Below are 24,860 nucleotides of genomic sequence, written 5' to 3' on the forward strand. Positions count from 1 at the left end.
TCAAAAACCAGGGGGTGCTGGCGATGAGTTTAGATCGCGCTGCTACTTCACGTACTCCGTGTAGTTGCATTTACCGCAGTGCCATCTGGCAACAGGCTCCTTGTGGAACGCCATGAAGGAGCCGCACTTCGGGCACATTTTATTCTTCCTCTTCACGGTGCCGGTTTTATAGTCTACCTCGTAGAGCTTGTGAATGTAGGGCATTAAGCACCAGCCTCCTGGCTTTGTGAAACCTTCTGGAGGGACTCCTCGTTGCGTTTAATAATGTATTCAGGCTCGAAAAGCTTAACGCGTTCCTCGCTATCGTACACGTGGGCTTCAACGAGGCTTACTCCCAGCCCGTACTCGGTTTTAACGTTCCTGATGTATACTAGGTTGACTCCTTTACCATAGATCTTGGCTAGCTCGAGCCTGAGTAGTCCTTTACTCGGGGTCCCCTCGTTTGGGTGGCCTACACGTATCTTCAGCTCCAGCCTCTTGATCAACGGGTTATACTTCTCCTCCACTATCTCGCCACTATACTTGCCGAGCACTACGGGTTTACCCATTTCGCTGTTCACCTTTCAGGTTGATAATAGCCATGTGTGGTTTTAATCCTTTAAGTATTTTTAAAGCTCTCTCCCTGGAAGCGGTTTTCACGACGCCTGTGTCCGGTTGCCCGTATATCACGCTGCCCCATGTAAGCGTGAACGGGATCACCAGTAGATCCTCCTCGCCGATCACGCAGATCCCTTTAGCCTGCTTCATCAGTGAGGCTGTGAAAGCCTGCATGCTTATCGATCCAGGAGGGTTGACGATAGTGGTGTCGCACCTGCTTAGACCGGTGTCCACGGTCATACTCCTCTTGGTTTTAGCATCCGTGACCCTTAAAGCGACCGTGTGGTTTCTTGAAACCACGTCGCCGACGGCTACATCCGCCTCCAGCCCTTGGACAAGCCCCCTGGTGCGGGATACGTAGAGGTCTCCCTGGGGGATGCCGAGGAATGATCTATGCTCCTCGGGTAGTTTAAGCACCGGCAGCCTCCTAGTCAATTTTAACCACGTATTTACCCGGCGTCTTTATTTCAAGGGTCTTAGCTATCCTCGAGTTCTCCGGGTCTATCACTATTACGACGCCACTCCACTCCATTGTGAAGTCCTGGGAGCCGCACACCGGGCACACGGTAGCGTTCTTGGGTACGAGTGAACGGCACTTCCTACACGCCTTGAAGGCCTTGCTCTTACTGCTCACTTCTGCTCACCTTGCTTCCGGAGCCAATCCGTTTTACCGAGGTATGTCTGCCTCATCGTCATATGGATCCTCAATCCCTTACCCGGCAGTAATCCAATAGTATATATCTTCGCCCTGAGGACATCCCCCTTCTCAATCACCCTCCTCGACTCCTCCAATACTAGTGCTGTACGGGCTGGGTCGAAGACCACTTTCTCCTCGGAAACCTGGTTTATATGGATGAAGCCGTCTAGGACGCCTAGATTCACGTATATGCCGGACTTGGTGACTGTGACGGCTTCACCCTCTACCACTTCCTTGATGAATGGGGTGAACACGAGCGCATACATTTCGACGTCATGGTATGTTGCCCCGTCTCCCGGGAGTATCCTCCCGTTTTCATCCACGTTGGCGTCCACTATTGTGACAACTATCCCCAGCTTGCTTTCACCGCGAGGGGTCTCTATGGATGTTATTGCACCCTCATACCTGCTACGCAGCTCTTCGAGGGCGACGTTTTTCACTGGTCTACCGAACTTCGATGGCGGTATCCTGACGACATCTCTTATCTTGATCAATGAGTACATGCTTGGACACCGTGCTTCTATGTAAGCATGTAGGTATAGATATCTCTAATTGGTAGCCGGGTTTAAATATAGGTCTCCGGCGACCCTTATCCACGCATGCTTGATCCTAGTAGCTGGAGGGCACTCCTTCCACATCTATCCTCCAGGATTCCTCACGCAGATATATCTCGGGGAGGCCGTGCTCCCTCAGCCTCCGCCTGAGCTCCCGGTCACTGGTGGCGACTATCGCCTCGTTCTCCAGTGCATACCTCACTATGGCGTCGTCCACTTTTTCCCCGGGCTTCAACTGGTATTCCACGACTTCGCAGAACCTGCTTATGATTTCGAGTGCAAGCCTAGCCCTCCTGCTTACACTCGGCTTCCCCGTTGAAGCCAGCTTGGCTAACTCGTTTAGAACCGGGGTTATTACAATGTACCTTGGCTTCGCGAGGAGCTTCTCCTCTATTTGATCCATGAGGGGTATGCCTTCAGCCATTAGGAGGAGCATATTTGTATCCAGTAAAACAGCTACGCCCCTACTCTGAGACACCCTCTATTATCCCCCATCCAGCAAGCCTCCACCTGGCGAGCACACGGCGGCTGATAGCTATCCTGGAGCCACTCCAAGTAGCCACTGGATCCGTAAGCTCTATCGTCATAACGTCTTTCCTCACGGATTTCACAACGGCCACCCTGCTCGCTGCACCTATGGCGACCGCTATCTTCTCGTTTGCCTGTAACGGCGGCAGCTTCACCAGTTCTCTCGCACCCACTATTCTCTCGAATAACTGGTATCTTACCTCAAGGGTCTTCACCACCGGGATCTCGTTGCCCGGCCTGGTTACCACGGAGCCCACGAGCTGATCCCCCTTGGTCAGCGAGGGGTCTAGCTTTGTTTGAAGAGCTACGAGTCCACCCGGCTTAGCCTCCTCCACGACGAGGTTGCCGTAGCGTATCTCCTCGATGCTGGTTGTCACAGGCTCGTATTTAAAGGTCTGCGACTTGGCGCCTCCCACCTGCACCCTCATACCCGGTAGTATTGTGACTTCGTCTCCAACCCTGAACTTACCCTGGAGGAGTGTTCCCCCGATTACTCCACCCTCTATCTTATCATACGGGGTCCCCGGCTTGTTTACATCGAAGCTCCTTACGACGTACATTAATGGGGGCTTGCTGTAATCCCTCTCCGGTGTGGGTATGGTTTCCTCTATTGCCTGTAGCAGTGCATCTATGTTAACGTTGTGGAGGGCGCTTACAGGTATCACGGGGGCGTTCTCGGCTACAGTGCCTTTCACAAGCTTCAGGATCTCATTGTAGTTTTCGAGGGCTCGCTTCTTGTCGACGACGTCGATCTTGTTCTGCACTATCACGATGTTCCTGATGCCCAGGATGTTTAACGCCATTAAGTGCTCCACGGTCTGCGGCTGGGGACACGGCTCGTTGGCTGCGATAACCAGTATTGCTCCATCCATTATCATTGCACCGCTCAACATAGTTGTCATGTAGGACTCGTGGCCCGGTGCATCCACATAGCTGACTCTCCTAATGAGCCTTGACTCGGAGCCATCCGGGCACTGCTCCTTCGTCGTGTAGGCGTCAGGCGTGGGCATGCCGTCGCAGTAGGCGATGTTTCCGTCAGCATACCCTAGTTTAATAGTCATTCCACGCTCAAGCTCCATGCTGTGCTTAGCTGTCCAGACGCCTGTAAGGGCTTGAACCAGCGTGGTCTTACCGTGGTCGACGTGTCCTACAACACCTATGTTGACCTCGGGTGGTTTAATGTCCCATGGCATGTCTAATTACCCGCTTCAACCAGGGGATAATTAGGAGTGACTCTACTTATAAGTGTTCAAGGATGCGTTGAAAACGGTTTCATACCAGCGTACCGCAGGCTACTTGGATTCATAAGTGATCTTGGTGTTCACTTGAACTATGTCGGGTGCTATCGTGTTACCCCTCACCATCTTCCTCCTACGCTCACCATCCTCCTCCGGGTGGAAGCCCGGGGGACCCGACAGCAGTACTTTCTTCTTAACCGGCCCGCTTACATCAGGCCTCATTGGGAAGCCGCTTATGTCGCTTCCACCGGTTATGGTTAGCCTCACACCCTTCAAGCCCACTATGGAGCCATCTATGGAGTCACCTATCCTGAGGCCTAGCAGCGACTGAGTCCTCTCATCGTTGACCCTTATCTGCCATGCTCTCGCACGGAAGATCACGCCCTCCAGCTCGTTTTGCCCAGTGGCATTTATCAACTGCTCCATGTTGACCTTGACAACGTAGTCGGGTACATTGTCATCGATAACTATTCTACCGGTGAACTTGACCTTGTCGCCTGTGTCAGGGCGCCTCACCCTTATGGTGGCTACACCGTGCACGGCGCCGATCTCTGCAGCCGTCTTACTATTCATCTTGAAGACCGGTAGCTCGAACTTCTCCTTCACTCTATCGGTGAACGGGATTTCGGAATCCCCCTCTACTTTAACCTTGACTAGCTTCTCCTTCTTAGGGGCTTCCGGGTCGTTTACCACTATCTTGAAGTCAGGCATATCCAACCACCAGTTGCCCGGTGGACACATGGCTCTAATGTTGGAGCCTCCTTTTATACTCAGCTACCGCCCTGGATGCATGTAGGCGGCCTCCACGGTGCTTTAACAGCGCCAGCTAGGTTAATTAAAGCATGTATCGGTTAACTTACTGCAGTAGTGCTCACTTCACGGTGTTCAGGGTTGAGTGGCGAGAAGAAAACCTGGATGAGGCAGCCGATAATAGTTGTATTGGGACACGTGGATCACGGTAAGACCACGCTCCTAGACAAGATAAGGGGTACGGCTGTAGCTAGGAAGGAGCCCGGTGAGATAACGCAGCACGTGGGGGCAAGCGTGGTGCCTGCAAGCGTCCTGAAGAAGCTGGCGGAGCCGTTGAGGAAGTATTTCCCGAAACTCGTGATAGAGATACCCGGCCTCCTCTTCATCGACACCCCGGGCCACGAGCTCTTCAGCAACCTCAGGAAGAGAGGTGGTAGCGTGGCTGACATGGCTATACTGGTAGTCGACATCATAGAGGGGTTCCAGCCGCAGACCGTGGAGGCGATCAACATATTGAAGGAGAAGAAGGTTCCATTCGTTGTCGCAGCAAACAAGATAGACAGGATTGAGGGATGGAAGCCCCATGCGGATACACCGTTCCTCGAGAGCATAAGGGATCAAAGCCCTAGGACGCTGAGCCTCCTGGAGGAGAAGATATACGGGTTGGTTGGGAAGCTCTACGAGCATGGATTCGAAGCCGAGAGATTCGACAGGGTCAGGGACTTTAGGAGGACAGTAGCAATAGTCCCCATCTCAGCTAAAACAGGTGAGGGGATACCGGAGCTACTGGCATTGATAGCCGGTCTCTCACAGCAGTTCATGAAGAAGAGGCTTGTGACAAGCGAGGAGCCGGCTAAAGGAGTGGTCCTAGAGGTGAAGGAGGAACCCGGCCTCGGCACCACCATAGACGTCATAATCTACGATGGCGTCTTAAGGAGGAACGACGTGTTCGTTGTAGCAGGCAGGAACGGCCCTATTGTGACAAGGGTGAGGAGCCTACTGATGCCTAGGCCTCTCCAAGACATGAGGATGCATGAGGGCAGGTTCATAAACGTCGACCTTGTGACAGCTGCAACAGGGGTTAAAGTAGCTGCACCAGGGCTCGAGGACGCACTAGCCGGCTCCCCCTTCTACGTGGTGCCATCCGATGACAAGGTGGAGGAGTATAAGAGGATCACGCAGGAGGAGGTGTCGCAGATAAGGTTCAGGGCTGAGAGCGACGGAGTCGTATTGAAGGCCGACACCCTGGGAACCCTGGAGGCCTTGATAGAGGCTATGAGGCGGGAGAACATCCCGGTGAAGCTGGCTGACGTGGGCCATGTGACGAGGAACGATGTGATAGAGGCCTCCGTGGTGAAGAAGTCTAAGCCCGAGTACGGTGTGATACTCTCATTCAACGTCAAGGTTCTCCCGGAGGCGGAGGAGCTGATAGCCAAGGAGGGCATCCCCGTATTCAAGCATAACGTGATATACCAGTTGCTCGAGGAGTACTTTAAATGGTACAGGGAGTTCAAGGAGCAGGAGAAGACTAGAATAATGGAATCCCTTGTAAGACCCGGTAAGATAAGGGTGATACCCGGCGCGGTCTTCAGGAGGAGTGAGCCAGCCATAGTAGGCGTCGAGGTTCTCGGAGGGAGGATCAAGCCCAACTACCCGTTGATGACGTCCGATGGCAGGAGTATCGGCACGGTGATGCAGATACGTGACCGTGACAACGTGTTGAAGGAGGCGATCGTCGGGCAACAGGTAGCCATAAGCATAAAGGGCAAGGTGATGGTCGGCAGACACATAGATGAAGGCGACATATTGTACACGGATATACCAAGGGATCATGTACGCCTCTGGCTGACGACTTTCAACAGCGAGCTAAGCGATGACGAGAAGCTGGTTCTCAAAGAAATAATAAGCATAAAGAGGAAGAGCGACCCATTATACGGGATGGTTTTCACAGCCTGACGAAAAGGCTCTCCTGTAATCAGGGAGCGGTATCCCAGCCTTATTCAACCATGATTCCTGGTTCAAACCGCGGAGAGGGAGCTGGTGGCTTTCCACTAGAACACTGTGTGTGACGCCTTAAAAAGCAGGCTCCATACATGAGGCACTACTTTGCTTGCTGCCCATACTTCAGGGTCCACTTATACTTCCTTGGATCCCGCTTCATCCTATAGTTCTTCAAGCACTTACTGCTACAGAACCACAGTATTGTGCCGTCATTCATGACGTACATTACACCGGTTCCAGGCTCTATCTCGCTGCCGCAGAACACGCACTTAGCCTGCCTAACCATGGTAAACACCCTTTCTAACGCTACTCAATGTATTGGTGGCAAGGGTTTTAAAATACCCTCTAACACTTATAAAGCCCGAGTAATATGTGGAGAACTAATCGGTGGAAGCGATGAGTGAGAGTGGTGCTACAGGCGATAAAGTGGTCTTGAAATCGCCCAGCGTGAATGTAGTAGAGGAGATAGGGTTCCCTGCAGAGGTGATACAGATACTCGGCCGAACAGGTGTTACAGGGGAGATAATACAGGTACGTGTCAGAGTGCTAGAGGGAAGGGATAGGGGTAGGATAATAACCAGGAATGTCAAGGGGCCTGTAAGAGTAGGCGACATAGTTATACTGAGGGAGACTGAGAGAGAGGCCAGGAAGCTGACCAGCAGGAAGTAGCTTTTCAACTAATCCAAGCATGCATCATCTAAATCCTTGAACACGTGAATCCTCTTGTTTCAAAACACTAGGGCTCCAGCTGTGCTGGGTCACATGAGTTCAGTATGCGGTAACATGGTTGAAGCCGGCGTCTCCAGGAGGCGTGTTGCCGGCTTTTCGGGTTGGTTAAAAAATAGTGAGGGCTGTTGATCAACCGCTCTGCGTCCTTATCTGTTGAACGCTCTTAATGACCTCGTCGACTATGTCCTTTGCTCCGCCGACATCAACTATTGCTACGGAGGCAGCTGACACCTCTATGCCGGCTGCCTGACCCAGCTTCTGCTTGCTCGGCACGTAAACGTATGGTATCTTCTTCTCCTCGCAGAGTAGAGGTAGGTGTGCCACTATCTCCGGGGGCTCCACATCCTCAGCTATTACGACTAGCTTAGCCTGCCCCCTCTCAACAGCTTTCGTGGTCTCGTTTGTTCCCTTCTTGACTTTTCCACCGGTTTCCCTAACTTTCGCTACCGCCTGGTATACTTTCTCAGCTAGTTCCGCAGGTACCTCGAACTTTACGTAAAACGGCTTAGGCATGTATTCATCCTCCTCCCTTACTCAGGTCGTCTACAGGCTTATATCGAGTGGTGTAAGCTCTTATAAATCATTTGCTCCCGTGGCAACGTGTTTCAAACCACTGGCTGAGGCACCCTGGGTGTGAACGGGTATAGAGGTTGGAATGACTGTTCGGGGTCAAATGGTTAGTCATGTGAGAAGACGGCTGTGACGCTGTCTCTTCCAACAGAGTCTATTCTCGCGAAGCCGACTCTGTAGAGCTGTACTATTGAATCGGGTTTCTCGCTGAGGATTCGTTTCTCCACGAGGTACCTGGTTTCCTTGAGATCCACGTCGCTTGGCACTAGTAGGGAGAGAGTGGCTTTCTCTTTATCGCTTACCCATTGTATTATCGGTGCATTCATCCTCCTTGCATCATCCTGTGAGACGCTGTGTAACCTGGCCACTAGGGCTGGCTTCCCGTCGATGAACACGTGTTCCGATATAGTGAAGTTAGCTAGCCCCATGGCCCTGAAGACCCTGTGCTCACTGTTGAGTATGAGCCTTAGATCCCTTGAGGAAATGTAGATCACCGAGTCATCGGTTAGAGTGTACTCGTAGTGCTCCCTTCTAGATGGGTGGACAGGTATCTGGGCTTTCAACTCTCCTTCTAAGCCCTTAAGCACCAGGGGGATTGGTTCATCAACCGCCATGTATCTGTTTGCCACTGGATCCACTAGCACCCTGTTCATGGCGTACAGGTTTACGAGGCTTATCTTAGCGTCTATGGGCTTTATGCCCACCTCCTTCACTATTTTCCAAATGGTTTCCCTCAGTATGCCCCTTCTCTTCAACCCGTTTATCGTGCCCAGCCTCGGATCGTCGTAGGGGGAGATACCCTGCTCCTTGACGAGCCTCCTCATCTTGGATTTGCTTAGGATCACTCCTTCCAGGGAGAGCCTGCCGAAGTGTATGGTCTCAGGGTACTTCCACCCCATGTGGTCGTAGAGGTACTTCTGTTTAACAGTGTTTGATACGTGTTCCTTGGCGCGGAGGACGTGTGTGACGCCCATTAAGTGGTCGTCTACGCCGGCAGCGAAGTTGTAGGTGGGCCATACAACATATCTTTCACCGGTCACCGGGTGAGGGGTCTTAGAGGTATCTATTACCCGGAAAGCCACCCAGTCCCTGACGCTTGGATCCGGGTGTGCTAGGTCTGTTTTAACCCTTAGGACTGCCTCTCCTTCACCGTAATGCCCCTCCAGCATCTTATCGAACTTCTCCAGGTTGTCTTCAACCGGTGTATCCCTATGGGGGCATGCCTTGCCAGCATTCCTATATGAGCGGAACTCCTTGTCCCTGCAGTTGTCGACGTAGGCGCCTCCCCTCTTTATCAGCTCCCTGGCTACCTCATAGAATATCTCCATGCGGAGGCTCTGAACATATTCCTCGCTCCACTTAACGCCGAGCCATCTCAAGGCATCCTTTATCTTAGTGTATGCTTCAGGGTAGGGTGATTTAATCCTTGGATCCGTGTCCTCGAACCTGAGTATCATTCTCCCATTGTAGAGCTCGGCGTACCAGTAGCTCAGTAGTGCCGGCCTCGCGTTACCCAGGTGGATGGTGTAATCCGGGTTCGGCGCGAACCGGGTTACCACCTTCCCGGCCTCGGCATTGGGGAGGGGGGTGAGCTCCTTCTCCCTAGCCTCCTTCCTCTCCTCGAGTAGCTCAGGCCAGTTGGTTTTCACTAGTTTAAGCTGCTCCTCGAGGCTCATCTTGTTGACTTCCTCAACAATGCTCCGTATTACTTCAATGAACTCTTTCACCCGGCTACGTATCTCCGGTGTCTCACCTATAACCTTGGACATCACGGCTTTCAAATCTGCTTTCCCATCGTGTTTAACAGCGTTGACTAATGCGTGTTTAAATGCGGCTTCCCTCACCTTATCCAAGAGCGATTTCTCTGGGTTGCTCACTTGACGCCACCACCACTATCCTCTCAGGTTTCTCCCAGGTTAAATCAATGACTGCCAGTAAAAATCCCTCGCACAGTGAGTACTCGTTCCTGACCTCGTTCTTCCTGGTGGTTACGTACGCTATTAAATCCCCCTTCCTTACACGTTCAGGGTTCCCCACGTAGAATACGGCTCTACCCCTGACCTCCTGGAGGCATAGGGGGGTTTCCCCCGGGAATAATAGGGCTACCCCGTTCCTCTTCTTATCTAGGATTATTATGCTTCTCTTCAAGGCGGGTTTCTCGAGATCTACGTAGTTTAAGACCTCCTCGTATGGTATGCTACCATAGTGCTTGGAGCACTCTTCACGAGTGGCAGTGTTCTCCAGCAGGATGAACTTCGAGTCCTTGACGCATATAACCCTGTTGGATTCAACGTCTTCAACGAATATCTCTGGGAAGATGTACTCGCTCAAAACCCTCTCCTCACCTGCCTTAGATATGTGGCTGGATCTATGCCTCTCTGAAGCATTATGCCCGTCACTCTTCCACCGAGGATCACTGGTGCCTCCCTCAGCTCCCTGAGGGTTCTAGCGCCGCTCAGGAACATGGCTGTCTTCAACTCGAAGACGTATGTGTCGAGGTATGTTTCAGCCTGCTTCAACCCCTCTTTGAGAAGCTTCTTCAGAAGCGGCTTGGCTAATCCAGCCATGTCTGCGCCGAGCACTATGTTTACAGCTGCCTTGAAGCCGTCCCAGACGCCGCCGCTCGCTATTATAAATGAGTCGGTTGCGGTGAAGCGGGTCTCGATCACTGAGAGCGGTGTGGGTATACCCCATTTAGCCAGCATGATTCCGCACTCGTAGCGCGGGGTGCCCGGCTGGTTCCTGAGTGCTTCGACGAGAGCCCAGTTTGTGCCGCATGCACCTGCCACATCGTATATTCTGACGCCTGCGTCATGGAATACTTTAACGGTCTCCATGGATAACCCGTTGCCAACCTCTTTGACTATAACTGGTTTACCAAGGGTTTTAACGAGCTCTCTAACCTTCTCCAGTAACCTGTGGTTGAACCTGGTGTCTCCCTCCGGCTGTATTACCTCCTGCGCTGGGTTGAGGTGTATTGCCAGCGCGTCGGCTTCAAGTACCTCGACGAGTTTAACAATAGTGTCGTATTCCACATCGTTCAAGGTGTTCAAGCCTATGTTACCTATGACTGGCACGTCTCTCGCAACATCTCTCACGACACGGTAGCTTGCCACGACATCCTCTCTGAACCCGCTTGTAACAATGGCTCTCTGGCTGCCAACACCTATTGCCACACGCTTCTTCTCAGCTAGCTCTGCAAGCGCCCTGTTTATGCCTGTGAGCGAGGGGTGGCCTCCCGTCATACCCGTTATCATTAAAGGTGCTTCAAGCCTGTAGCCCAGGAACTCTAGTGAGGAGTCGACGTCGCCGAGCTCGAAGCCTGGGAAAGCCCTGTGCACGAGCTGTATCTCCCTGTAGAGGTCACTGCAGTTGTCCTCGAAGTCGACGCGTGGATCCAGTGCTACCTCTATGTGGTGTAGCTTCCTGCTCTGAACCTCATCCATGGCTACCGTGACCTTCAGCATTAAATGTATACGGGATCCTAGAGGAGTTGTCTCACAAATAAAACTTTATACTGGCGTATCCGACTACATGGGAGCGGTCTCCAGAGGTGTCCCCGCTCGTAGCGTGCTTCAAGAGGAGTGCTTTGCCTCCAAGCATCCTAGTGTACTCGATGAGAGTCATGATGCCCCCTGGCCCACAGATACTTATGTCGTCGCGTAACATGGTGTTGTAGAATCCATCGCTATCCAACTTAAGTATCTCGTTTATCGCCGCCATATCCTTCCTAACGGTTTCATCATGTGGCTCGTAGTGGTTGAAGTCGCTGCTGGCCAGTATGATTATCTTCTTACCGGAGGATTCTGTAACCCTGCGTATTGCTTCAGCCAGATCCCTGGCGATATCGGGCGTGTGGACTCTGATAACCACTGGTACTATTCTCACGCGTCCATTGTAGAGGTATGCGATGAATGGAAGCTGCACCTCCACAGAGTGTTCTTCTAGATGTGCATACTCGTCGAACTCGGCTACACTGCTGTGCTTGACTATGCCCTCAGCCACCTCCCCGTCTACAGTGAGATCCCCGATCGGGGTTTCCCATAAGCCCCCGGGATACACTGATACAATTCTCCCCATCCCGGTGTGATTAGTGCCGAGGATCACTATTGTATCAGGCCTACCGTTCACAGCCATATCGTAATACGCGTGAGCAGCCACCGGGCCACTGTAGATGTAGCCTGCATGGGGCACCACGTAACCTATTATGTTGCTTACAGGGGCCTCTGACACCGAGGGAGTGCTACCCGGCCCGACCCCGTGTTTAAAGGACCACTCTATTACCTTCACAAGCTCCTCCCGTTTATCCGGGTAAAAATACCCGGCTACTACAGCGGTTCTCCTCTTCATGAAATCCCCCTTCCACATAATAGGATCCATTGGTAGGCTAATAATGATTCAAGCCTCTCAGGGGCTCGACACGAATCCCCGTCAAGGAGGATGTAAAAGGGTGAAGCCGGCTTTGAATGTATTGAAAAGCCTTCTACAGGGATGCCTCGAAGTCCGTTGGCTGCTCGGGGAGCTCGGCGTTGGGCGGTATTGCGCCTTTTTCACGGAGTATTTGCCGTGTAAGTATCCAGTATAGTAGTGCGAGACTCTTCCTCCCCTTGTTGTTTCCTGGTATTATGAGGTCTACGTAGTCAACCCTGTTATCAGTGTCGGCGAAAGCCACTATCGGTATGCCTGTTTCAGCAGCCTCCTTGAGTGCTTGTGCATCGGACCTGGTGTCTGTGACCACTACTACGTCTGGTTCGAAGTATATTTTGAGGCTTGGGTTAGTGAATGTTCCCGGCATGAATCTACCGGTGAATGGTTTGCATCCAACGTACTGGCACATCTTCTGGGCTGGTTTCCTACCATACTGTCTCACTGAGACCACGGCTATTTTCTCAGGCTGGTATCGTGAGAGGAATTTACCGGCTATCCTGAGTCTTTCATCGATCTTCCTGACGTCCAATATGTATAGGCCGTCCGACCTCACCCTGTATACGAAGGGCTCCATGAACTTCGTGCATATATGTGTACCTATGTGTACGCCGGCCGACAGGTATTTCTCTATTGGTACCAGTAGCTCTATTACGCCGCCCTCGGGTTTTGAAATGGGTGGTTCTTCTCCCCCTGGTGTTCCAGGTGTCTCACTCATATGTATCACCCTACGAAATCTTCGGGAAGTATAGTATCTCCCTGGATACGTCTACATATGATAAAAACATTCTCCTGCAACAATACCTTTTCACGCCTAGGTCGTCGAGTACTTTGCCAGGCTCTTCTCCCTGCTCTACTCTCTTAATGTATTCGTCCCAGAGGTGCCCTATCGGCCTACCGCATGTGAAGCATCTCACGGGGAATAGCAATACGCCCACCTACCTGTAGCTCTTCTGCCATCTCCTCCTCGCACTATACCTGCCCCACTTCTTGGGTTCTGTTTGACGTGGATCCCCGCTTAACATGTACCTGTCGTACTCTTTCAGGATTGTTTTCACATGGTCGCTTTCGAAGAATTCAACCAGGCCTCTTGCAATAGCTATCCTGGCTGCTTCAGCCTGGCTCATGTAGCCTCCGCCGTTCACATTCACCTTTACATCAATGGTTTTAGCGAGGTCCCCTATCAGTAGCAGTGGTTCAAGGATCTTCATTCTCGCTAGTTCGAACGGTATGATCTCCAGTGGAGTGTTGTTTATCCAGACTCTTCCAGCTCCAGGCTTTATCACTGCTCTCGCTATACTGGTCTTCCTCTTCCCTGAGGACACCACTATTTTCACTCTCTCACTGGTTGCCTCGCTCACTTCCTCACACCCCTCCAACCCATGGCTCTAGCTATTTCCTCCAGGTAAACAAACCTGTTTCTAAGCCTGGATGCGGATGCCTCCGGGAACTGCGTGAACTGAACGTTCTTCATGCTGCTGGGTACGCCTACGTAGACTCTGAGCCTCCTATACGCCTCCCTCCCCTTCGGCTGGTCTACTGGCAGCATGCCTCTCACGGTTCTCTTAAATATGTTTACGGGTGTCCTCGGCCTCCTGATACCTGTTTTCTCGGGATTATAGTGGGTTTTAACATTTAACAGTAGCTTGTAGCCGGCTATAACCCTGTTCTTCTCGCCGCTCACCACGGCTTTCTCAGCGTTTACGACTATGACCCTGTAGCCTTCAAGCAGTTTCTTGGCCACTATGCTGGCTACTCGTCCAAGCACCTGGTTCGATGCATCCACGTAGAGTATTTTCTCCTCACTCATATGGTTCACCCAATGATCTTAACATTGCTTCCCGACGGGTTCTCCCTCAGTAAATCCATGATGTGGAGGACCCTGCCCCCGCTCCGCACTATCTTCTCTATGGCTGTCTTCGAGAAACTGAATGCAGCCACGGTGACAGGGTGGTCGAGGTCGCCTGCTCCAAGCACTTTTCCAGGCACCACTACTATGTCGCCTGGCGCCGTATGCCTGTTTATCCTGCTCACGTTGACGGCCCTCCTCCTACGCGTCGGCTTCGAGAGTTCCTCCGCGACAGCACCCCATATGGGTGCATTGCTCCGGGATGCCTGCCTCCTCAACTCCTCTATCGTTTTCCTTAAGACTATGTTCGTCTTCTTCAACCCGCTCACGTTACAACACCGTTTCTCCTTAATTCATCCATGAAAGCATCCAGTTTCCTACTTAGAATGTTCACGGCCTCTAATAAAACATTTCTAGCGCTTAAAGCCCCCGTGAGCTCCAGGCTAAGAATGTACTCGTTGTCCCTCCAGGATACTTTTACAGCGCCTGCGGGGCACGTGTTCTCGCACAGCCTGCAGAAAGTGCACTCGAGCACCCTGTCCTCCTTAACCCTTATCGCGTCCCCGGATGCCTCGAACACGCCTTTGGGACACGTGTTGGCGCACCTGGAGCACTTGGTGCCCTGGCATTTCTCAGCGTTGACGGTTATAACCGGGATATACTTATGGGTGGCGACTGAGACAGGGCTCCATTTAGCGTGTTCTTTCCCACGGCCCAGTCTCGCATAGGCCTCGAGCCTGATGCTCTGGTTCCTTGTTAGCCTGACAACCGGCACCTTCCCGTACACAGGGGTCACATCGGGATCGCTGCTCTCAAGCATTTCGCTGTATATTGTTAGGACGCCGTCCTCGGGGCCCTTGGCCTCCAGCCTCAGTGTTGCGAAGCAGTCCTGTGAGAAGACTCCCTTCTCGCCTGCCTCAGCGCATTCCTCTGGCGGCTTATACTTGTGGAGTGCTTCATCGCTCTTCAATGGTATCAGGCCAAGCCTGTGCGCTATGTATTCATCGTAGAAGACGCTGGAGTTCTCTGTTATCGCCACATAGTCCACGGCCATAGTGGGTACTTCTGATATAATGGTTCTCCTCAGAGAGTTGACTACGTGTAGCGGTATGCCCTTGAGGTGGAGCTTGATGGTGTAGGGGGTTTTCTCTATGATGTCTAGTTGCAAGCCTAAAAACACCCGTGGGGCTCTACATTCTTCTTCCTCTTCTACCGCCGGGCCTCCTCGTGGTGTCATGGGGTATCGGTGTTACATCCTCTATCCTGCCTATTATGAACCCTGATCTCGCCAGCGCCCTGATCGCTGCCTGCGCACCTGGACCCGGTGTCTTCGGGCCGTGTCCCCCTGGCGCCCTCACCTTTATGTGTAGAGCAGTGATGCCTTTATCCATGGCTTCGTTTGCTGCCCTGGATGCAGCCATCATTGCTGCATAGGGGCTCGGCTTCTCCCTGTCTGCTTTAACAACCATTCCGCCGCTCCACCTGCTCACTGTTTCAGCCCCGGTGACATCGGTTATGTGTATTATAGTGTTATTGGGGCTACTGTAGATGTGGGCTATCCCCCACTTCAGCTCTCTCATCGAGAACGCCATCTACCACTCACCCCTGGACCTCCGTGCTTGCCCTCTGCTTCAATGGGCTGAACGGGTAGTAATCTATCAACGGCTCCTCATCCACGCTCACTATCCTGCCAGGCGACCTAATTCGCCTCCCACCTATGGCTATATGGCCATGCACGATTAGCTGGCGTGCCTCATGTAGTGTCTTAGCCAAGCCCTTCTTGTAGACAAGGGTTTGCAAGCGTCTCTCCAGTAGATCCTCTACCCTCAGGTTTAGGACGTCGTCGAGCTTGGCGCCCTCCTTGAGGAGCCCCAGCTTGATCAACCTGCCTATGAGCGCCTTCTCCTCTTTTTCACGGATCTCCTGTGGGGCTGCTAACAGGGATCTCGCTCTATGCCTATAGTATCTCACTATTGTTGCGGCCTTCCAAAGCTCCCTCTTATTCCTTAATCCATACGTGCCTATGAGCCTCATCTCGTACATTAATACGTCGCGACGCCAAGGGTGGCGTGGCCCCTCATATGTTCTCCTCGGCTTACGTGGATCACCCATGGAGATCACCCTTGCTCCTTCTTTCCTTGCGGTTGCTGAGCAGCCTTCTTCTTTCTGACACCCACGGTTACACCTGTCCTACCAGTTGTCCTAGTGCGCTGGCCCCTGACCTTTAAGCCCAAGGCATGCCTTATGCCGCGCCAGCTCTTAATGCGCTTCTCCCTCTCAATGTCCTCTTTAACATAATATATCAGGTTCGCACTAGTCAAGTGCAGGTCTTGACCCGTAGCATAGTCTTTCCGCCTATTGTAGATCCATGCCGGTATCCCATACTTACCTGGGTTGCGGACGACTTCCTCAATGCTTTTCACAGTGTCATCGCTCAGGAATCCCGTGCGTTGCCGTGGATCCAGTCCAAGCACCCTGCACACAGCTAGGCTGAACGCGTATCCTAACCCTTTTACCTCTGAAAGACCGTAAACTAACGGTAGCTCCCCATCGACATCCGTCTCAAGTATTCTAACTATCTGTCTAAAGCTCTCCCTGCTACTCAACTCCTCCACCACTTTGACTCGTAAGCATGTACGACTACCATCTAATTAGCCGTTGACGGTTTTTAAAGCTTAGCTTCATGAAGACCCGCGTCAACGCATAAGTATTGAGCCCTGCGTGAAGAGGATTAGGCGCCGGGGGCGGGATTCGAACCCGCGTGCCCCTTTCGGGGCACTGGCTCTCCAGGCCAGCCCCTTGAACCGCTCGGGCACCCCGGCTCCCCACTCGGTTAATTAATGCTGGCGGCTTATATCTCTTTCCTAAACGGGGGTCCTTGCCCTTCAGGGCGGGGGAGGATAGATCTGCAATCCAGGGAGGAGTTGTATAGGGGTACCTTATGTAAAACCATGTGTCCCTATATCTCTATCTCCATCCATATCTCGGGGGGTATCCTTACCCTTATCAACTGCTTCATTACTCTTTCATCTTCGGCTATGTAGAGTAGCCTCTTGTGGATCCTCATCTCCCACTTCTCATATTTCTTCTTGCCCTCGCCGTGAGGCAGCTTCATGGTTCTAATCTTCATTCTCTTAGTGGGTAGTGGTATGGGGCCATCCATTCTGACACCGGTCTTCTTCACTATATCCGTTATTTTACCTACGAAATCATCGAGTACCTTTACATTAGTGCTCCAAATCTTTATCTTAACCATTCGTGTCGCAGACATATTGATCAACCTTGGGCAGCGGCTCGGTAAGCACCCCTGAAAGTTGATGTGAGACTCATCCGGGCTTAAAAAAGATTCTACTTCTTAATGTTGACCTGTGCAGGCTTTATCTCGAGCACTTGGCCTATACCTATAGTCTTACCCATGTCTCTCATAGCGAATCTTCCAAGGCCTGGGAAGTCCGAGTACTTCTCCACTACCAGCGGCTTAATCGGCTTGAACTTCACTATCGCTATGTCGCCCTGCTTCAGGAACTGCGGGTTCTTCTCGATTTCCTTACCGGTCCTCGGGTCAATCTTCGCTATGATCTCGGTTATCCTGCAGGCTACGCTGGCTGTGTGGACATGTATCACCGGCGTGTATCCAACCGCTATGGCTGTTGGATGCCACATAACCATTATTCTAGCCGTGAACTCGTCTGCCACGGTTGGCGGGACATCCAGTGAGCCTGCTACGTCTCCACGCTTAATATCCTTCTTCTCCACGCCTTTCACGTTGAACCCGATGTTGTCGCCTGGCTCAGCCTTCTCTATCTTAGTGTGGTGTGTCTCTATGCTCTTGACCTCGGCCACGAGCCCGGCTGGCATGAACACTACTTTGTCGCCAACCTTCAGTACACCTGTCTCAACCCTGCCCACTGGTACAACGCCTATTCCAGAGATATTGTAGACGTCCTGTATCGGTATCCTCAGCGGCTTGTTTATGGGTTTAGGCGGGACCTCCAGTGTATCCAGTGCCTCCACTAGTGTAGGACCATTGTACCATGGCATGTTAGGCGAGCGCTCTATCAGGTTCTCACCGGTCCAAGCCGATATAGGTATGAAGGGTATCTTCGAGACATCGTAGCCGAGTCCCTTCAGGAACTTCCCCAGGATCTCCTTGATCTCATTGTATCTCTTCTCACTGTACGGTGGCTCAGTGGCATCCATCTTGTTTATCGCGACGATCAACTGGTTTATACCCATGGTTCTCGCTAGTATAGCGTGCTCACGTGTCTGGCCCTCAGCACTCATCCCTGCCTCGAACTCACCCTTCCTAGCGCTCACCACGAGGATCGCTGCATCAGCCTGGCTTGCACCGGTAATCATGTTCTTAACGAAGTCCCTGTGGCCAGGGGCATCGATAATGGTGAAGAAGTACTTCTTCGTCTCGAACTTCATGTACGACAGCGATATAGTGACTCCACGCTCACGCTCCTCCTTCATTCTGTCGAGTAGCCACGCGAACTTGAAGCTCTCCTTACCCATCTTCTTGGACTCTTCCTCGATCATCTTCACTGTCTTCTCGTCGAAGTATCCTAGACGGTACAGTATGTGTCCTGTCATCGTGCTTTTACCGTGGTCTACGTGCCCTATTATCACTATATTTAAATGTGGCTTCTGCGGTGCACTCACTTCTACCACCTTTCAACCTCATCAACATGTCATCTCTAGTTTAATAAGTTTAGGGTATTTATAAAAGCACCCTCCTACACCACTGGTGCAGCATTGACGAGGACTGCCTTCATTTCACGATTCACCGCGTGCTCCAAGCCTAACATTACACACGTAGCCGTCGACCCTAAGGGGCATCTACAGCCTGCCCAAGATGCGGCTTCAGGCTCGCTGAAAACGAGTATAGGAGGTTGAAGTGCACTGGTTGCGGCTTCGAAGCCGACAGGGATACTGTCGCAGTGTTAAACATACGTGTGGAAGCCCTAACCCAGACGGAGCTCTCTGACCGCCCTGCAGAGGAGATGTGTAAACCCGGGGAGATGCAGGGGAACCAGCGAACCCCTAAACAGGGAAACCCCGCCCTTTTAGGGCGGGGAGGAGGTCGGTTCAACAGTGGTGTAGCAGGGAGGCGATAAGGGTTTTTCAGTGGGGTGAAGGGTTCTCGTGTTTCCCGCAGTGTTTTCATGAATGGGGAGGAGTGGACTGTGGGTGTGAAAGCAGTGGTGTGTCTGGGCTACCTGCTGCTTAACGCTATTCTTTCTATCTCCTCTTTCTTCTGTATAGCGTAGCTCTTTGGATCGTTTGAGGCGGCGAGCACTATTTCCTCTGCAAGCGCCTCCTCTATGGGGATAGGGCTGTGGAAAGCCTTCATCCTCGCGCCCTCGGTTAGGTGTCTCAGTGCTAGGTCTATTCTCCTCAGTGGTGCTACGTCTACGGAGACGTGGTATGTTATTCCACCATACATTATCCTCGTGGTCTCCTCTCTTGGCGCAGCGTTCTCGATCGCCCGCACCAATACCTGTATGGGGTTTTCACCCGTCTTTATGTGAATTATGTCGAAGGCCTTCTTGACTATGTTGTATGCTAGATGCTTCTTACCCATGTTTCTACCCGGCCGCATCACCTTGTTTATCAGTCTCTCAACTATGGGTACATGGGTCTTACCGAAGCGTCTATGTTCATGTCTTCCGCCTGTGTGCGGCAGGTATACTGGTTTCAGACAGATGTATTTCTTCAGGCTTGGATCCCTGACCTCTATGAAGTCGTAGCTCCACTTGTTGAACAGCTTTATCTCCTTGATTACAAGCTCTCTTGAACCAGTGTTCTCCATGGGTAAACACCTTCTGGTTCAATATCTGCTGAGCGGTTTAAAACCATGTGGTTTCCCTTACCTGACAGGCTTCTGCTTCTTTCCAAGCCAGAGTGCCTTGAGTGAGACGCCGTTGACCATTACAACCTTGTATCTTACTCCCGGGATGTCTCCCAGGGAGCCGCCTAGTGGGCCACCTATGCCCTCTATTATTACCTCGTCGTGTTCATCTATGTAGTTTACTCCACCGTCCCATGGGACGAAGGCTGTGACAACCTTTCCGTTCTTGACTAGTTGCACCCTTACACATTTCCTCACAGCTGAGTTCGGCTTACGGGACTCTATTCCCACTTTCTCCAGTACTATCCCCCTGGCCATTGGTGCTCCTTCCAAGGGGTCCCTTAGCTTGCCTGTCTTCCTCAGCATTCTACGCTTGAAATCCCTTTGGCTCCAACGGAACTTCAGCCTTTTCTCCTCGAGCTTTCTAGCCGCGTATAATCCAGCTGGAGCCTTCTTACCGGGCATCTTATCCCTCCCTGCGAGAGCCTCTTGCTCACGCTATAACCACTGAATCTATATCGAAATGCCTTTTTAAAATAAGCCTGGCTCTCTGGACGTTTCTACCGTTTTTACCTATTGCTATCCCTTTATCGGCTGGATCCACTGCCACGTAGAGGACTTTGCTTCCATCAGGCTTCGTCGATAGCTTTATCTCCTTTATCCTTGCCGGTGCAAGCGCGTATTTAACCTGCTCCTCCAGGTTACTGCTGTATCCCACGATCTCAATGTTCTTGTTAAGTATCTTCTTCAATCTCTGGACGAAGAACCCCTTGGGCCCTATGGCTCTTCCAACATCCTCGGGGTTGACTAGGAATATGACTCGGTTGTTCTCCTCTTCAACTATGCAGTCCCTTACAACGGCGCCTGTGAGCTCGTTTAACAGGGCCATGAAACGGAACTCGTCCGGGGTTATCTTGACCTGTGACTTATCGCTACTCATCTATTCCTGCACCCCTTCAGCCAGCTCAAGTATGTTTGATTGACCGGGGTCCACCACGGCTATCGATGAAATACTGTGGGGTCGCCCCAGTAGTGTTCCCAGCTCCATGTTGGTTCCCGGGAACTTTATCACCGGGATACCGCTTAGCTTCGCATAGTATGTTAAATCCCTCTTCACCTCTGGAGGCGCGTTGACTGCTATGATGACTGCTTTAGCCTTCCCATGCAAGACGAGCCTCCTAACCTCTCTGGCACCGTATACTACGTGCCCTGTCTCAGCTGCTACCCTGATAGCCTTAAGCAGGTCAACCTGGCTACTCACTTCTATCACCTTTACCACTACCGGAATCGCTCTTTAATATGCTTGGGGTCATATAAACATGTACCGTGCCCGTTCCTACAGGTATTATCTGGCCTATTATAATGTTTTCCGTGACCCCGTATAGCTTGTCCTCCTCGCCCGTGGCGGCTGACTCGAGGAGCTTCTGAACAGTCATCTCGAATGTCGCCTTAGCCAGCACGCTCGGCTTCTCGCCTGCTACACCCATTCTACCAACCTGTCTCACATGCCCGGTCCACGTCATCATGTCTGCTAGGAGCATTATGTGCCTTATGTCGACGTCGAGGCCCTGGTCCTCGAGTATCTCTCTTATCTCCCTTATTATCGCCTGCCGTGCGGCTTCTATGCCTAGAACCTCCTCTATCTCCTGTATATTATTAGTGTAAACCCTCCTCCAGTCAACGCCCTCGACGCGCATCACTTCCTCTAGGTTGCTTCCCTCAGCAACTATGACGTATTCGTCGCCTCTCTTCTGAATTATCACCTTCCGTATCTCCTTAATCCCCTTCAAGTGCGTACTGAGGATCTTGCTCCTCAACTTCTCCAGCTTACCGTAATCCAGGTACTCCTCCTTAAGGGAGATCACCACCTCGTAGGGGTTGTCGCCTTCTGATACATCCCCTACCCCGAGCTCCTCAAGCTTCTCGATCACCTCGCCTACTGAGACACCCTTGTCTTCAAGCATCTCGGGGTCGAGTCGCAGCGTTGCCTTACCCTCGAAGAGGTCTATGTCTAGCTCCTTTACAATGTTCTCCACGTATGTTGCCTCTATCCGTCTCGCTATCTCCCTGGCTTTCTCCTCGCTCCCCTTGTACTCGTCGACCAGGTATATCTCTGTGATAGGTGTCTCCGGCTTCTTCCTGGCGTCAACTATCTCTATGAGCCTCGGCAGACCCAGGGTTACATTGTACTCACGTACACCGGCGTAGTGGAAGACCCTCAGTGTCATCTGTGTTGAAGGCTCTCCAAGGCTCTGTGCCGCAATGGTTCCAACAGCCTCGCCTGGCTCTATGAGTGATGAATGATACCTTTCAACAACGTGTTCCACGAGTCTCTCAACATCATCCACTGTAACCCTGATTCTCCCAGCTATGTTCAACAGCTTCCCGCGTACCTCCTCGTATACCTGTGGGCTTACACGTCCCTTCAGCTTCTCATCTATGATGCGCTGGATCTCCTCGGCTGAGAGCCCATGCATCTAACCTCTACCCCCGAACACTTTCTCGACGACTCTATCCACGTTGACTGATCTCCCGTGGTCACTCTTCATGGGGTCTACGCCGTCCTCACCGTATAGTAGTTGAACTATTTCACCAGTGGTTAGGCGGACGCTCCCATCGTACTCGACTCTTAGATCCTGTAGCGCGTTTATTAAACGCCTCTGCATGTATCCCGACTGGCTTGTCCTCACAGCGGTGTCGATTAATCCTTCTCTTCCGGCAGCCGCATGGAAGAACATTTCAACCGGGTTCAACCCGTTCACGAACCCGTTGGCTATGAAGCCCCTGGCTTCGGGTCCCAGGTCCTCGGGCTTGAAGTGGGGTAGTGCCCTTCCGAGGTAGCCTCTTGTGAGTCGTTTACCTCGAACCGTTTGCTGCCCTAGTAGTGCCGCCATCTGTGTCAGGTTAACCGGGTTTCCTCTGGCACCGGTTCTAGCCATGACTACCACTGGGTTCACCAGTGTGAAGTATGGTGTTATCACCTCGGCAACGCTGTCCAGCAGCTTCTTTGAAAGAGTATCGATTATCTCGTCCTCCAATGTCTCCTCGGGGGTCTTACCTGGCCTTGCCTGTAGTTCTCCCCTCCTGTACTTCGATATTAGTTCTTCAACCTCCCGTTTCTTCTCGAGTATTATCTCCCTTAGCCTGTTGCGAGCCTCTTCTGGTAGCGTCAGGTGACTGTAGCTCATTGTGAAGCCGTGTTTCTCCGACATCCTTATGAACATCTTGTACACTCTATCCATGAACATTCTACCGTAGTCCTCACCGTACTCCTTTATGAGCCAGTGTACAAGGCTCTCCGGCTCCTCTCTCCCTATGCTGGCTTTATCCAGTACTCCCTCTAGGAGCACGCCGTTCTTAACTATCACCATGCTGTCATGGGGGCAGTCTTCGTCAATGCATCTCAACGCTGCAGCACTACCTATCTTCGAGTTCCTCTTATAGTTGAAGTCCTTGGGGAGGAAGAGTGATACAAGCTGCTTCCCGGTCCACAGTTCCCGCGGCTTTAGGATCGCTGGCTCCGGTATCTCCCCTTTATAGCCTGTCACAGCGAGGAGGTCTACCACGTCGTCCTTGCTGAGAAGGGTTGTCTTACTTGTCAGGATATATGCTCCACTTATATAGTCCTGGAGGCCGCCTATTATGGGTCCTCCGTAACGCGGCGTCAGTATGTGTCTCTCCACGAGCATTAGTAGCCTGGCTTCCGTCCTGGCCTCCTCGCTCTGAGGTACATGCAGGTTCATCTCGTCTCCATCGAAGTCAGCGTTGTAGGGCGGGCACACGAGTAGGTTTAAGCGGAACGTCTTGTAGGGTAGCACTCTTACAATGTGCGCCATCACCGATATCCTGTGGAGTGAGGGCTGCCTGTTAAACAACACGACGTCTCCATCCATGAGATGCCTCTCCACTATGAAGCCTGGTTCAAGCGCCTCTGCCGCGGCCTTCCTGTCAACGAACTTGAGGCTTATCTTCCTTCCATCCGGTCTCACGACATAGTTTGCTCCAGGCCACTTCTCCGGTCCATTCAACACTAGCCTCCGCATCTCCTCAATGTTCCATGGTGTAACCCTCTCCGGCACCGTCAGTATCCTGGCTACATCCTCAGGGACCCCTACCTCGTTGATGCTGAGGCTTGGATCCGGGCTTACAACGGTTCTAGCTGAGAAGTCAACCCTCTTCCCCCTGAGGTTGTTCCTGAACCTGCCCTCCTTGCCCTTCAACCGCTGCGCTATGCCCTTCAAGGTCTTACCGCTACGGTGCTTCGCAACAGGTATGCCTGGAGCCTCATTATCGAAGTATGTTGTCACATGGTACTGCAGTAGCTCCCATTCATCCTCTATGATGGCGCTTGGTGCCCCGCCTTCAACGTGCTCCCTGAGCCTGTTGTTAGTCCTTATTATGTCTACGAGCTTATGTGTCAAGTCATCTTCGCTCCTTATACCTGTTTCCAGCAGTACTGAAGGCCTCACGCTTCTCGGGGGTACGGGTAGCACTGTTAGAACCATCCACTCCGGCCTAGCGTCCCTGGGGTCTCCTCCCAGCAGCTTGACGTCGTCGTCGGGTATCTTCTCGAGCCTGCCTCTGACCTCGCTGGGCGTTAACTTGACTAATCCCTTCTCGGTCTGCTCGTAGAATGTATGCGGCTTCTCGAGTTTAACCTTGTACTGTTTGACACCGCAGTGAGGGCATACTTCTGCCGCACTAGCCTTCCTCCTAATGTATTCATGGAACCTTTTGATCAAGTAGGGTGCTCCCAGCTCATGTAGGTCGCTCAGTAAGCGGAGGTACTCGTTCCTCTCCTCCTCCGGTATCTTGAGGCGCCCGCAATTCCTGCACGTGGCTCTCAGATACATGAGTATGTGTTTCACGAACCCGACATGTATAACGGGCTTAGCTAGCTCTATGTGGCCGAAGTGCCCGGGGCATGAGTCCCTCGTGTTGCCGCAGATAGGGCAGGCTTCACCCGGCTCTATTGCGCCAAGCCTCCTATCCATTACGCCTCCATCTATAGGGGAGCCGTCGTTATCGTATACCTCGGCGGAGAATATTTGCGTGACACTCATCTTCC

33 protein-coding genes, 1 tRNA gene and 1 pseudogene are annotated in these 24,860 nt (G+C 52.2%); 3 read left to right on the forward strand and 32 right to left on the reverse strand.

Annotation, left to right across the window (positions count from 1 at the left end):
• Positions 1-42: 42 nt before the first annotated feature.
• The 8 genes from DESMU_RS06800 to DESMU_RS06835 form a co-directional block, all read right to left on the reverse strand.
• The gene (locus DESMU_RS06800; protein WP_013562849.1) at positions 43-204 is read right to left on the reverse strand and encodes a 30S ribosomal protein S27ae; all 162 of its coding nucleotides are present in this window, start codon (positions 202-204) and stop codon (positions 43-45) included.
• Complete coding sequence (locus DESMU_RS06805) at positions 204-560, reverse strand: 30S ribosomal protein S24e (protein WP_245526438.1); 357 nt, start codon at positions 558-560, stop codon at positions 204-206. The genes DESMU_RS06800 and DESMU_RS06805 overlap by 1 nt, the downstream gene beginning before the upstream one ends.
• On the reverse strand, positions 541-1,032 hold the full coding sequence (locus DESMU_RS06810) for a DUF359 domain-containing protein (RefSeq protein WP_013562851.1): 492 nt from the start codon (positions 1,030-1,032) through the stop codon (positions 541-543). Before DESMU_RS06810 ends, DESMU_RS06805 begins: the two co-directional genes overlap by 20 nt.
• Positions 1,025-1,231, reverse strand: coding sequence for a transcription elongation factor subunit Spt4 (gene spt4 / locus DESMU_RS06815; RefSeq protein WP_013562852.1), 207 nt, complete (start codon positions 1,229-1,231; stop codon positions 1,025-1,027). Before spt4 ends, DESMU_RS06810 begins: the two co-directional genes overlap by 8 nt.
• Positions 1,228-1,797, reverse strand: a complete 570-nt coding sequence (locus DESMU_RS06820; RefSeq protein WP_013562853.1) for a DNA-directed RNA polymerase — start codon at positions 1,795-1,797, stop codon at positions 1,228-1,230. Before DESMU_RS06820 ends, spt4 begins: the two co-directional genes overlap by 4 nt.
• A 106-nt stretch (positions 1,798-1,903) precedes the next feature.
• Complete coding sequence (locus DESMU_RS06825) at positions 1,904-2,326, reverse strand: type II toxin-antitoxin system VapC family toxin (protein ID WP_013562854.1); 423 nt, start codon at positions 2,324-2,326, stop codon at positions 1,904-1,906.
• Positions 2,313-3,569: a translation initiation factor IF-2 subunit gamma gene (locus tag DESMU_RS06830; RefSeq protein WP_013562855.1), complete on the reverse strand. Its 1,257-nt coding sequence runs from the start codon at positions 3,567-3,569 to the stop codon at positions 2,313-2,315. The genes DESMU_RS06825 and DESMU_RS06830 overlap by 14 nt, the downstream gene beginning before the upstream one ends.
• A gap of 99 nt (positions 3,570-3,668) precedes the next feature.
• The gene (locus DESMU_RS06835) at positions 3,669-4,325 is read right to left on the reverse strand and encodes a 30S ribosomal protein S6e (RefSeq protein WP_013562856.1); all 657 of its coding nucleotides are present in this window, start codon (positions 4,323-4,325) and stop codon (positions 3,669-3,671) included.
• A 180-nt stretch (positions 4,326-4,505) separates the two neighbouring features.
• On the opposite strand from DESMU_RS06835, the gene infB reads away from it, so the two are divergent.
• Complete coding sequence (infB, locus tag DESMU_RS06840) at positions 4,506-6,320, forward strand: translation initiation factor IF-2 (protein WP_013562857.1); 1,815 nt, start codon at positions 4,506-4,508, stop codon at positions 6,318-6,320.
• Positions 6,321-6,465: 145 nt separating this feature from the next.
• Here infB and DESMU_RS06845 read toward each other — a convergent pair whose 3' ends face one another.
• Positions 6,466-6,651, reverse strand: a complete 186-nt coding sequence (locus DESMU_RS06845; RefSeq protein WP_013562858.1) for a 50S ribosomal protein L24e — start codon at positions 6,649-6,651, stop codon at positions 6,466-6,468.
• Positions 6,652-6,761: 110 nt separating this feature from the next.
• Between DESMU_RS06845 and DESMU_RS06850 the strand changes: the two genes are divergently transcribed.
• Positions 6,762-7,034 (forward strand): 30S ribosomal protein S28e, encoded by a 273-nt coding sequence (locus DESMU_RS06850; protein ID WP_013562859.1) that lies wholly within the window; start codon positions 6,762-6,764, stop codon positions 7,032-7,034.
• A gap of 189 nt (positions 7,035-7,223) precedes the next feature.
• On the opposite strand, the gene rpl7ae is transcribed toward DESMU_RS06850, so the two are convergent.
• The 17 genes from rpl7ae to tuf form a co-directional block, all read right to left on the reverse strand.
• A complete protein-coding gene (gene rpl7ae, locus DESMU_RS06855; RefSeq protein ID WP_013562860.1) occupies positions 7,224-7,607 on the reverse strand; it encodes a 50S ribosomal protein L7Ae in 384 nt (127 codons plus the stop codon).
• Positions 7,608-7,771: 164 nt separating this feature from the next.
• Positions 7,772-9,541 carry a glutamate--tRNA ligase gene (locus DESMU_RS06860; RefSeq protein ID WP_013562861.1) on the reverse strand — a complete coding sequence of 590 codons (1,770 nt, stop codon included), beginning with the start codon at positions 9,539-9,541 and terminating at the stop codon, positions 7,772-7,774.
• Positions 9,510-9,995, reverse strand: a complete 486-nt coding sequence (locus tag DESMU_RS06865) for a DUF2118 domain-containing protein (RefSeq protein WP_013562862.1) — start codon at positions 9,993-9,995, stop codon at positions 9,510-9,512. The genes DESMU_RS06860 and DESMU_RS06865 overlap by 32 nt, the downstream gene beginning before the upstream one ends.
• Positions 9,992-11,110 (reverse strand): type 2 isopentenyl-diphosphate Delta-isomerase, encoded by a 1,119-nt coding sequence (gene fni, locus DESMU_RS06870; protein ID WP_013562863.1) that lies wholly within the window; start codon positions 11,108-11,110, stop codon positions 9,992-9,994. The genes DESMU_RS06865 and fni overlap by 4 nt, the downstream gene beginning before the upstream one ends.
• A 52-nt stretch (positions 11,111-11,162) precedes the next feature.
• On the reverse strand, positions 11,163-12,014 hold the full coding sequence (amrB, locus tag DESMU_RS06875) for an AmmeMemoRadiSam system protein B (protein ID WP_013562864.1): 852 nt from the start codon (positions 12,012-12,014) through the stop codon (positions 11,163-11,165).
• Positions 12,015-12,147: 133 nt separating this feature from the next.
• Positions 12,148-12,807 (reverse strand): 30S ribosomal protein S2, encoded by a 660-nt coding sequence (gene rpsB / locus DESMU_RS06880; RefSeq protein WP_013562865.1) that lies wholly within the window; start codon positions 12,805-12,807, stop codon positions 12,148-12,150.
• 10 nt (positions 12,808-12,817) lie between these two features.
• Positions 12,818-13,018 carry a DNA-directed RNA polymerase subunit N gene (locus tag DESMU_RS06885; protein WP_013562866.1) on the reverse strand — a complete coding sequence of 67 codons (201 nt, stop codon included), beginning with the start codon at positions 13,016-13,018 and terminating at the stop codon, positions 12,818-12,820.
• A 9-nt stretch (positions 13,019-13,027) separates the two neighbouring features.
• A complete protein-coding gene (locus DESMU_RS06890) occupies positions 13,028-13,450 on the reverse strand; it encodes a 30S ribosomal protein S9 (protein WP_013562867.1) in 423 nt (140 codons plus the stop codon).
• Positions 13,447-13,899: a 50S ribosomal protein L13 gene (locus tag DESMU_RS06895; RefSeq protein WP_013562868.1), complete on the reverse strand. Its 453-nt coding sequence runs from the start codon at positions 13,897-13,899 to the stop codon at positions 13,447-13,449. The genes DESMU_RS06890 and DESMU_RS06895 overlap by 4 nt, the downstream gene beginning before the upstream one ends.
• A gap of 5 nt (positions 13,900-13,904) precedes the next feature.
• Positions 13,905-14,267: a 50S ribosomal protein L18e gene (locus tag DESMU_RS06900; protein ID WP_013562869.1), complete on the reverse strand. Its 363-nt coding sequence runs from the start codon at positions 14,265-14,267 to the stop codon at positions 13,905-13,907.
• Positions 14,264-15,106, reverse strand: coding sequence for a DNA-directed RNA polymerase subunit D (locus DESMU_RS06905; RefSeq protein ID WP_013562870.1), 843 nt, complete (start codon positions 15,104-15,106; stop codon positions 14,264-14,266). The genes DESMU_RS06900 and DESMU_RS06905 overlap by 4 nt, the downstream gene beginning before the upstream one ends.
• A gap of 22 nt (positions 15,107-15,128) precedes the next feature.
• The gene (locus tag DESMU_RS06910) at positions 15,129-15,530 is read right to left on the reverse strand and encodes a 30S ribosomal protein S11 (RefSeq protein WP_013562871.1); all 402 of its coding nucleotides are present in this window, start codon (positions 15,528-15,530) and stop codon (positions 15,129-15,131) included.
• A gap of 7 nt (positions 15,531-15,537) precedes the next feature.
• Positions 15,538-16,050 (reverse strand): 30S ribosomal protein S4, encoded by a 513-nt coding sequence (locus DESMU_RS06915; protein WP_013562872.1) that lies wholly within the window; start codon positions 16,048-16,050, stop codon positions 15,538-15,540.
• Positions 16,051-16,055: 5 nt separating this feature from the next.
• On the reverse strand, positions 16,056-16,544 hold the full coding sequence (locus tag DESMU_RS06920; protein WP_013562873.1) for a 30S ribosomal protein S13: 489 nt from the start codon (positions 16,542-16,544) through the stop codon (positions 16,056-16,058).
• 130 nt (positions 16,545-16,674) lie between these two features.
• Positions 16,675-16,760: transfer RNA gene (locus DESMU_RS06925), tRNA-Ser, on the reverse strand.
• A 137-nt stretch (positions 16,761-16,897) separates the two neighbouring features.
• Complete coding sequence (gene rpsJ / locus DESMU_RS06930; protein ID WP_013562874.1) at positions 16,898-17,209, reverse strand: 30S ribosomal protein S10; 312 nt, start codon at positions 17,207-17,209, stop codon at positions 16,898-16,900.
• A gap of 77 nt (positions 17,210-17,286) precedes the next feature.
• Entirely contained in the window at positions 17,287-18,603 is a 1,317-nt protein-coding gene (gene tuf / locus DESMU_RS06935; RefSeq protein WP_013562875.1) for a translation elongation factor EF-1 subunit alpha, read from the reverse strand.
• A gap of 221 nt (positions 18,604-18,824) precedes the next feature.
• Here tuf and DESMU_RS07305 point away from each other — a divergent pair.
• Positions 18,825-19,058: pseudogene (locus DESMU_RS07305) on the forward strand (hypothetical protein); the annotation flags it as partial.
• Between the two features lie 98 nt (positions 19,059-19,156).
• Here the strand turns inward: DESMU_RS07305 and DESMU_RS06940 are convergent.
• The 6 genes from DESMU_RS06940 to DESMU_RS06965 are packed head-to-tail and all read right to left on the reverse strand — an operon-like array spanning position 19,157 to position 24,855.
• A complete protein-coding gene (locus tag DESMU_RS06940; protein ID WP_013562876.1) occupies positions 19,157-19,753 on the reverse strand; it encodes a 30S ribosomal protein S7 in 597 nt (198 codons plus the stop codon).
• A gap of 57 nt (positions 19,754-19,810) precedes the next feature.
• Complete coding sequence (locus DESMU_RS06945) at positions 19,811-20,257, reverse strand: 30S ribosomal protein S12 (RefSeq protein ID WP_013562877.1); 447 nt, start codon at positions 20,255-20,257, stop codon at positions 19,811-19,813.
• Between the two features lie 28 nt (positions 20,258-20,285).
• On the reverse strand, positions 20,286-20,732 hold the full coding sequence (locus DESMU_RS06950) for a NusA-like transcription termination signal-binding factor (protein ID WP_013562878.1): 447 nt from the start codon (positions 20,730-20,732) through the stop codon (positions 20,286-20,288).
• Positions 20,733-21,053 (reverse strand): 50S ribosomal protein L30e, encoded by a 321-nt coding sequence (locus tag DESMU_RS06955; RefSeq protein ID WP_013562879.1) that lies wholly within the window; start codon positions 21,051-21,053, stop codon positions 20,733-20,735.
• Entirely contained in the window at positions 21,046-22,236 is a 1,191-nt protein-coding gene (rpoA2, locus tag DESMU_RS06960) for a DNA-directed RNA polymerase subunit A'' (protein ID WP_425358437.1), read from the reverse strand. Before rpoA2 ends, DESMU_RS06955 begins: the two co-directional genes overlap by 8 nt.
• Positions 22,237-22,269: 33 nt before the next feature.
• Positions 22,270-24,855 carry a DNA-directed RNA polymerase subunit A' gene (locus tag DESMU_RS06965; protein WP_245526525.1) on the reverse strand — a complete coding sequence of 862 codons (2,586 nt, stop codon included), beginning with the start codon at positions 24,853-24,855 and terminating at the stop codon, positions 22,270-22,272.
• Between the last annotated feature and the right edge of the window lie 5 nt (positions 24,856-24,860).

This window comes from Desulfurococcus mucosus DSM 2162 (assembly GCF_000186365.1).
Classification (GTDB): domain Archaea; phylum Thermoproteota; class Thermoprotei_A; order Sulfolobales; family Desulfurococcaceae; genus Desulfurococcus; species Desulfurococcus mucosus.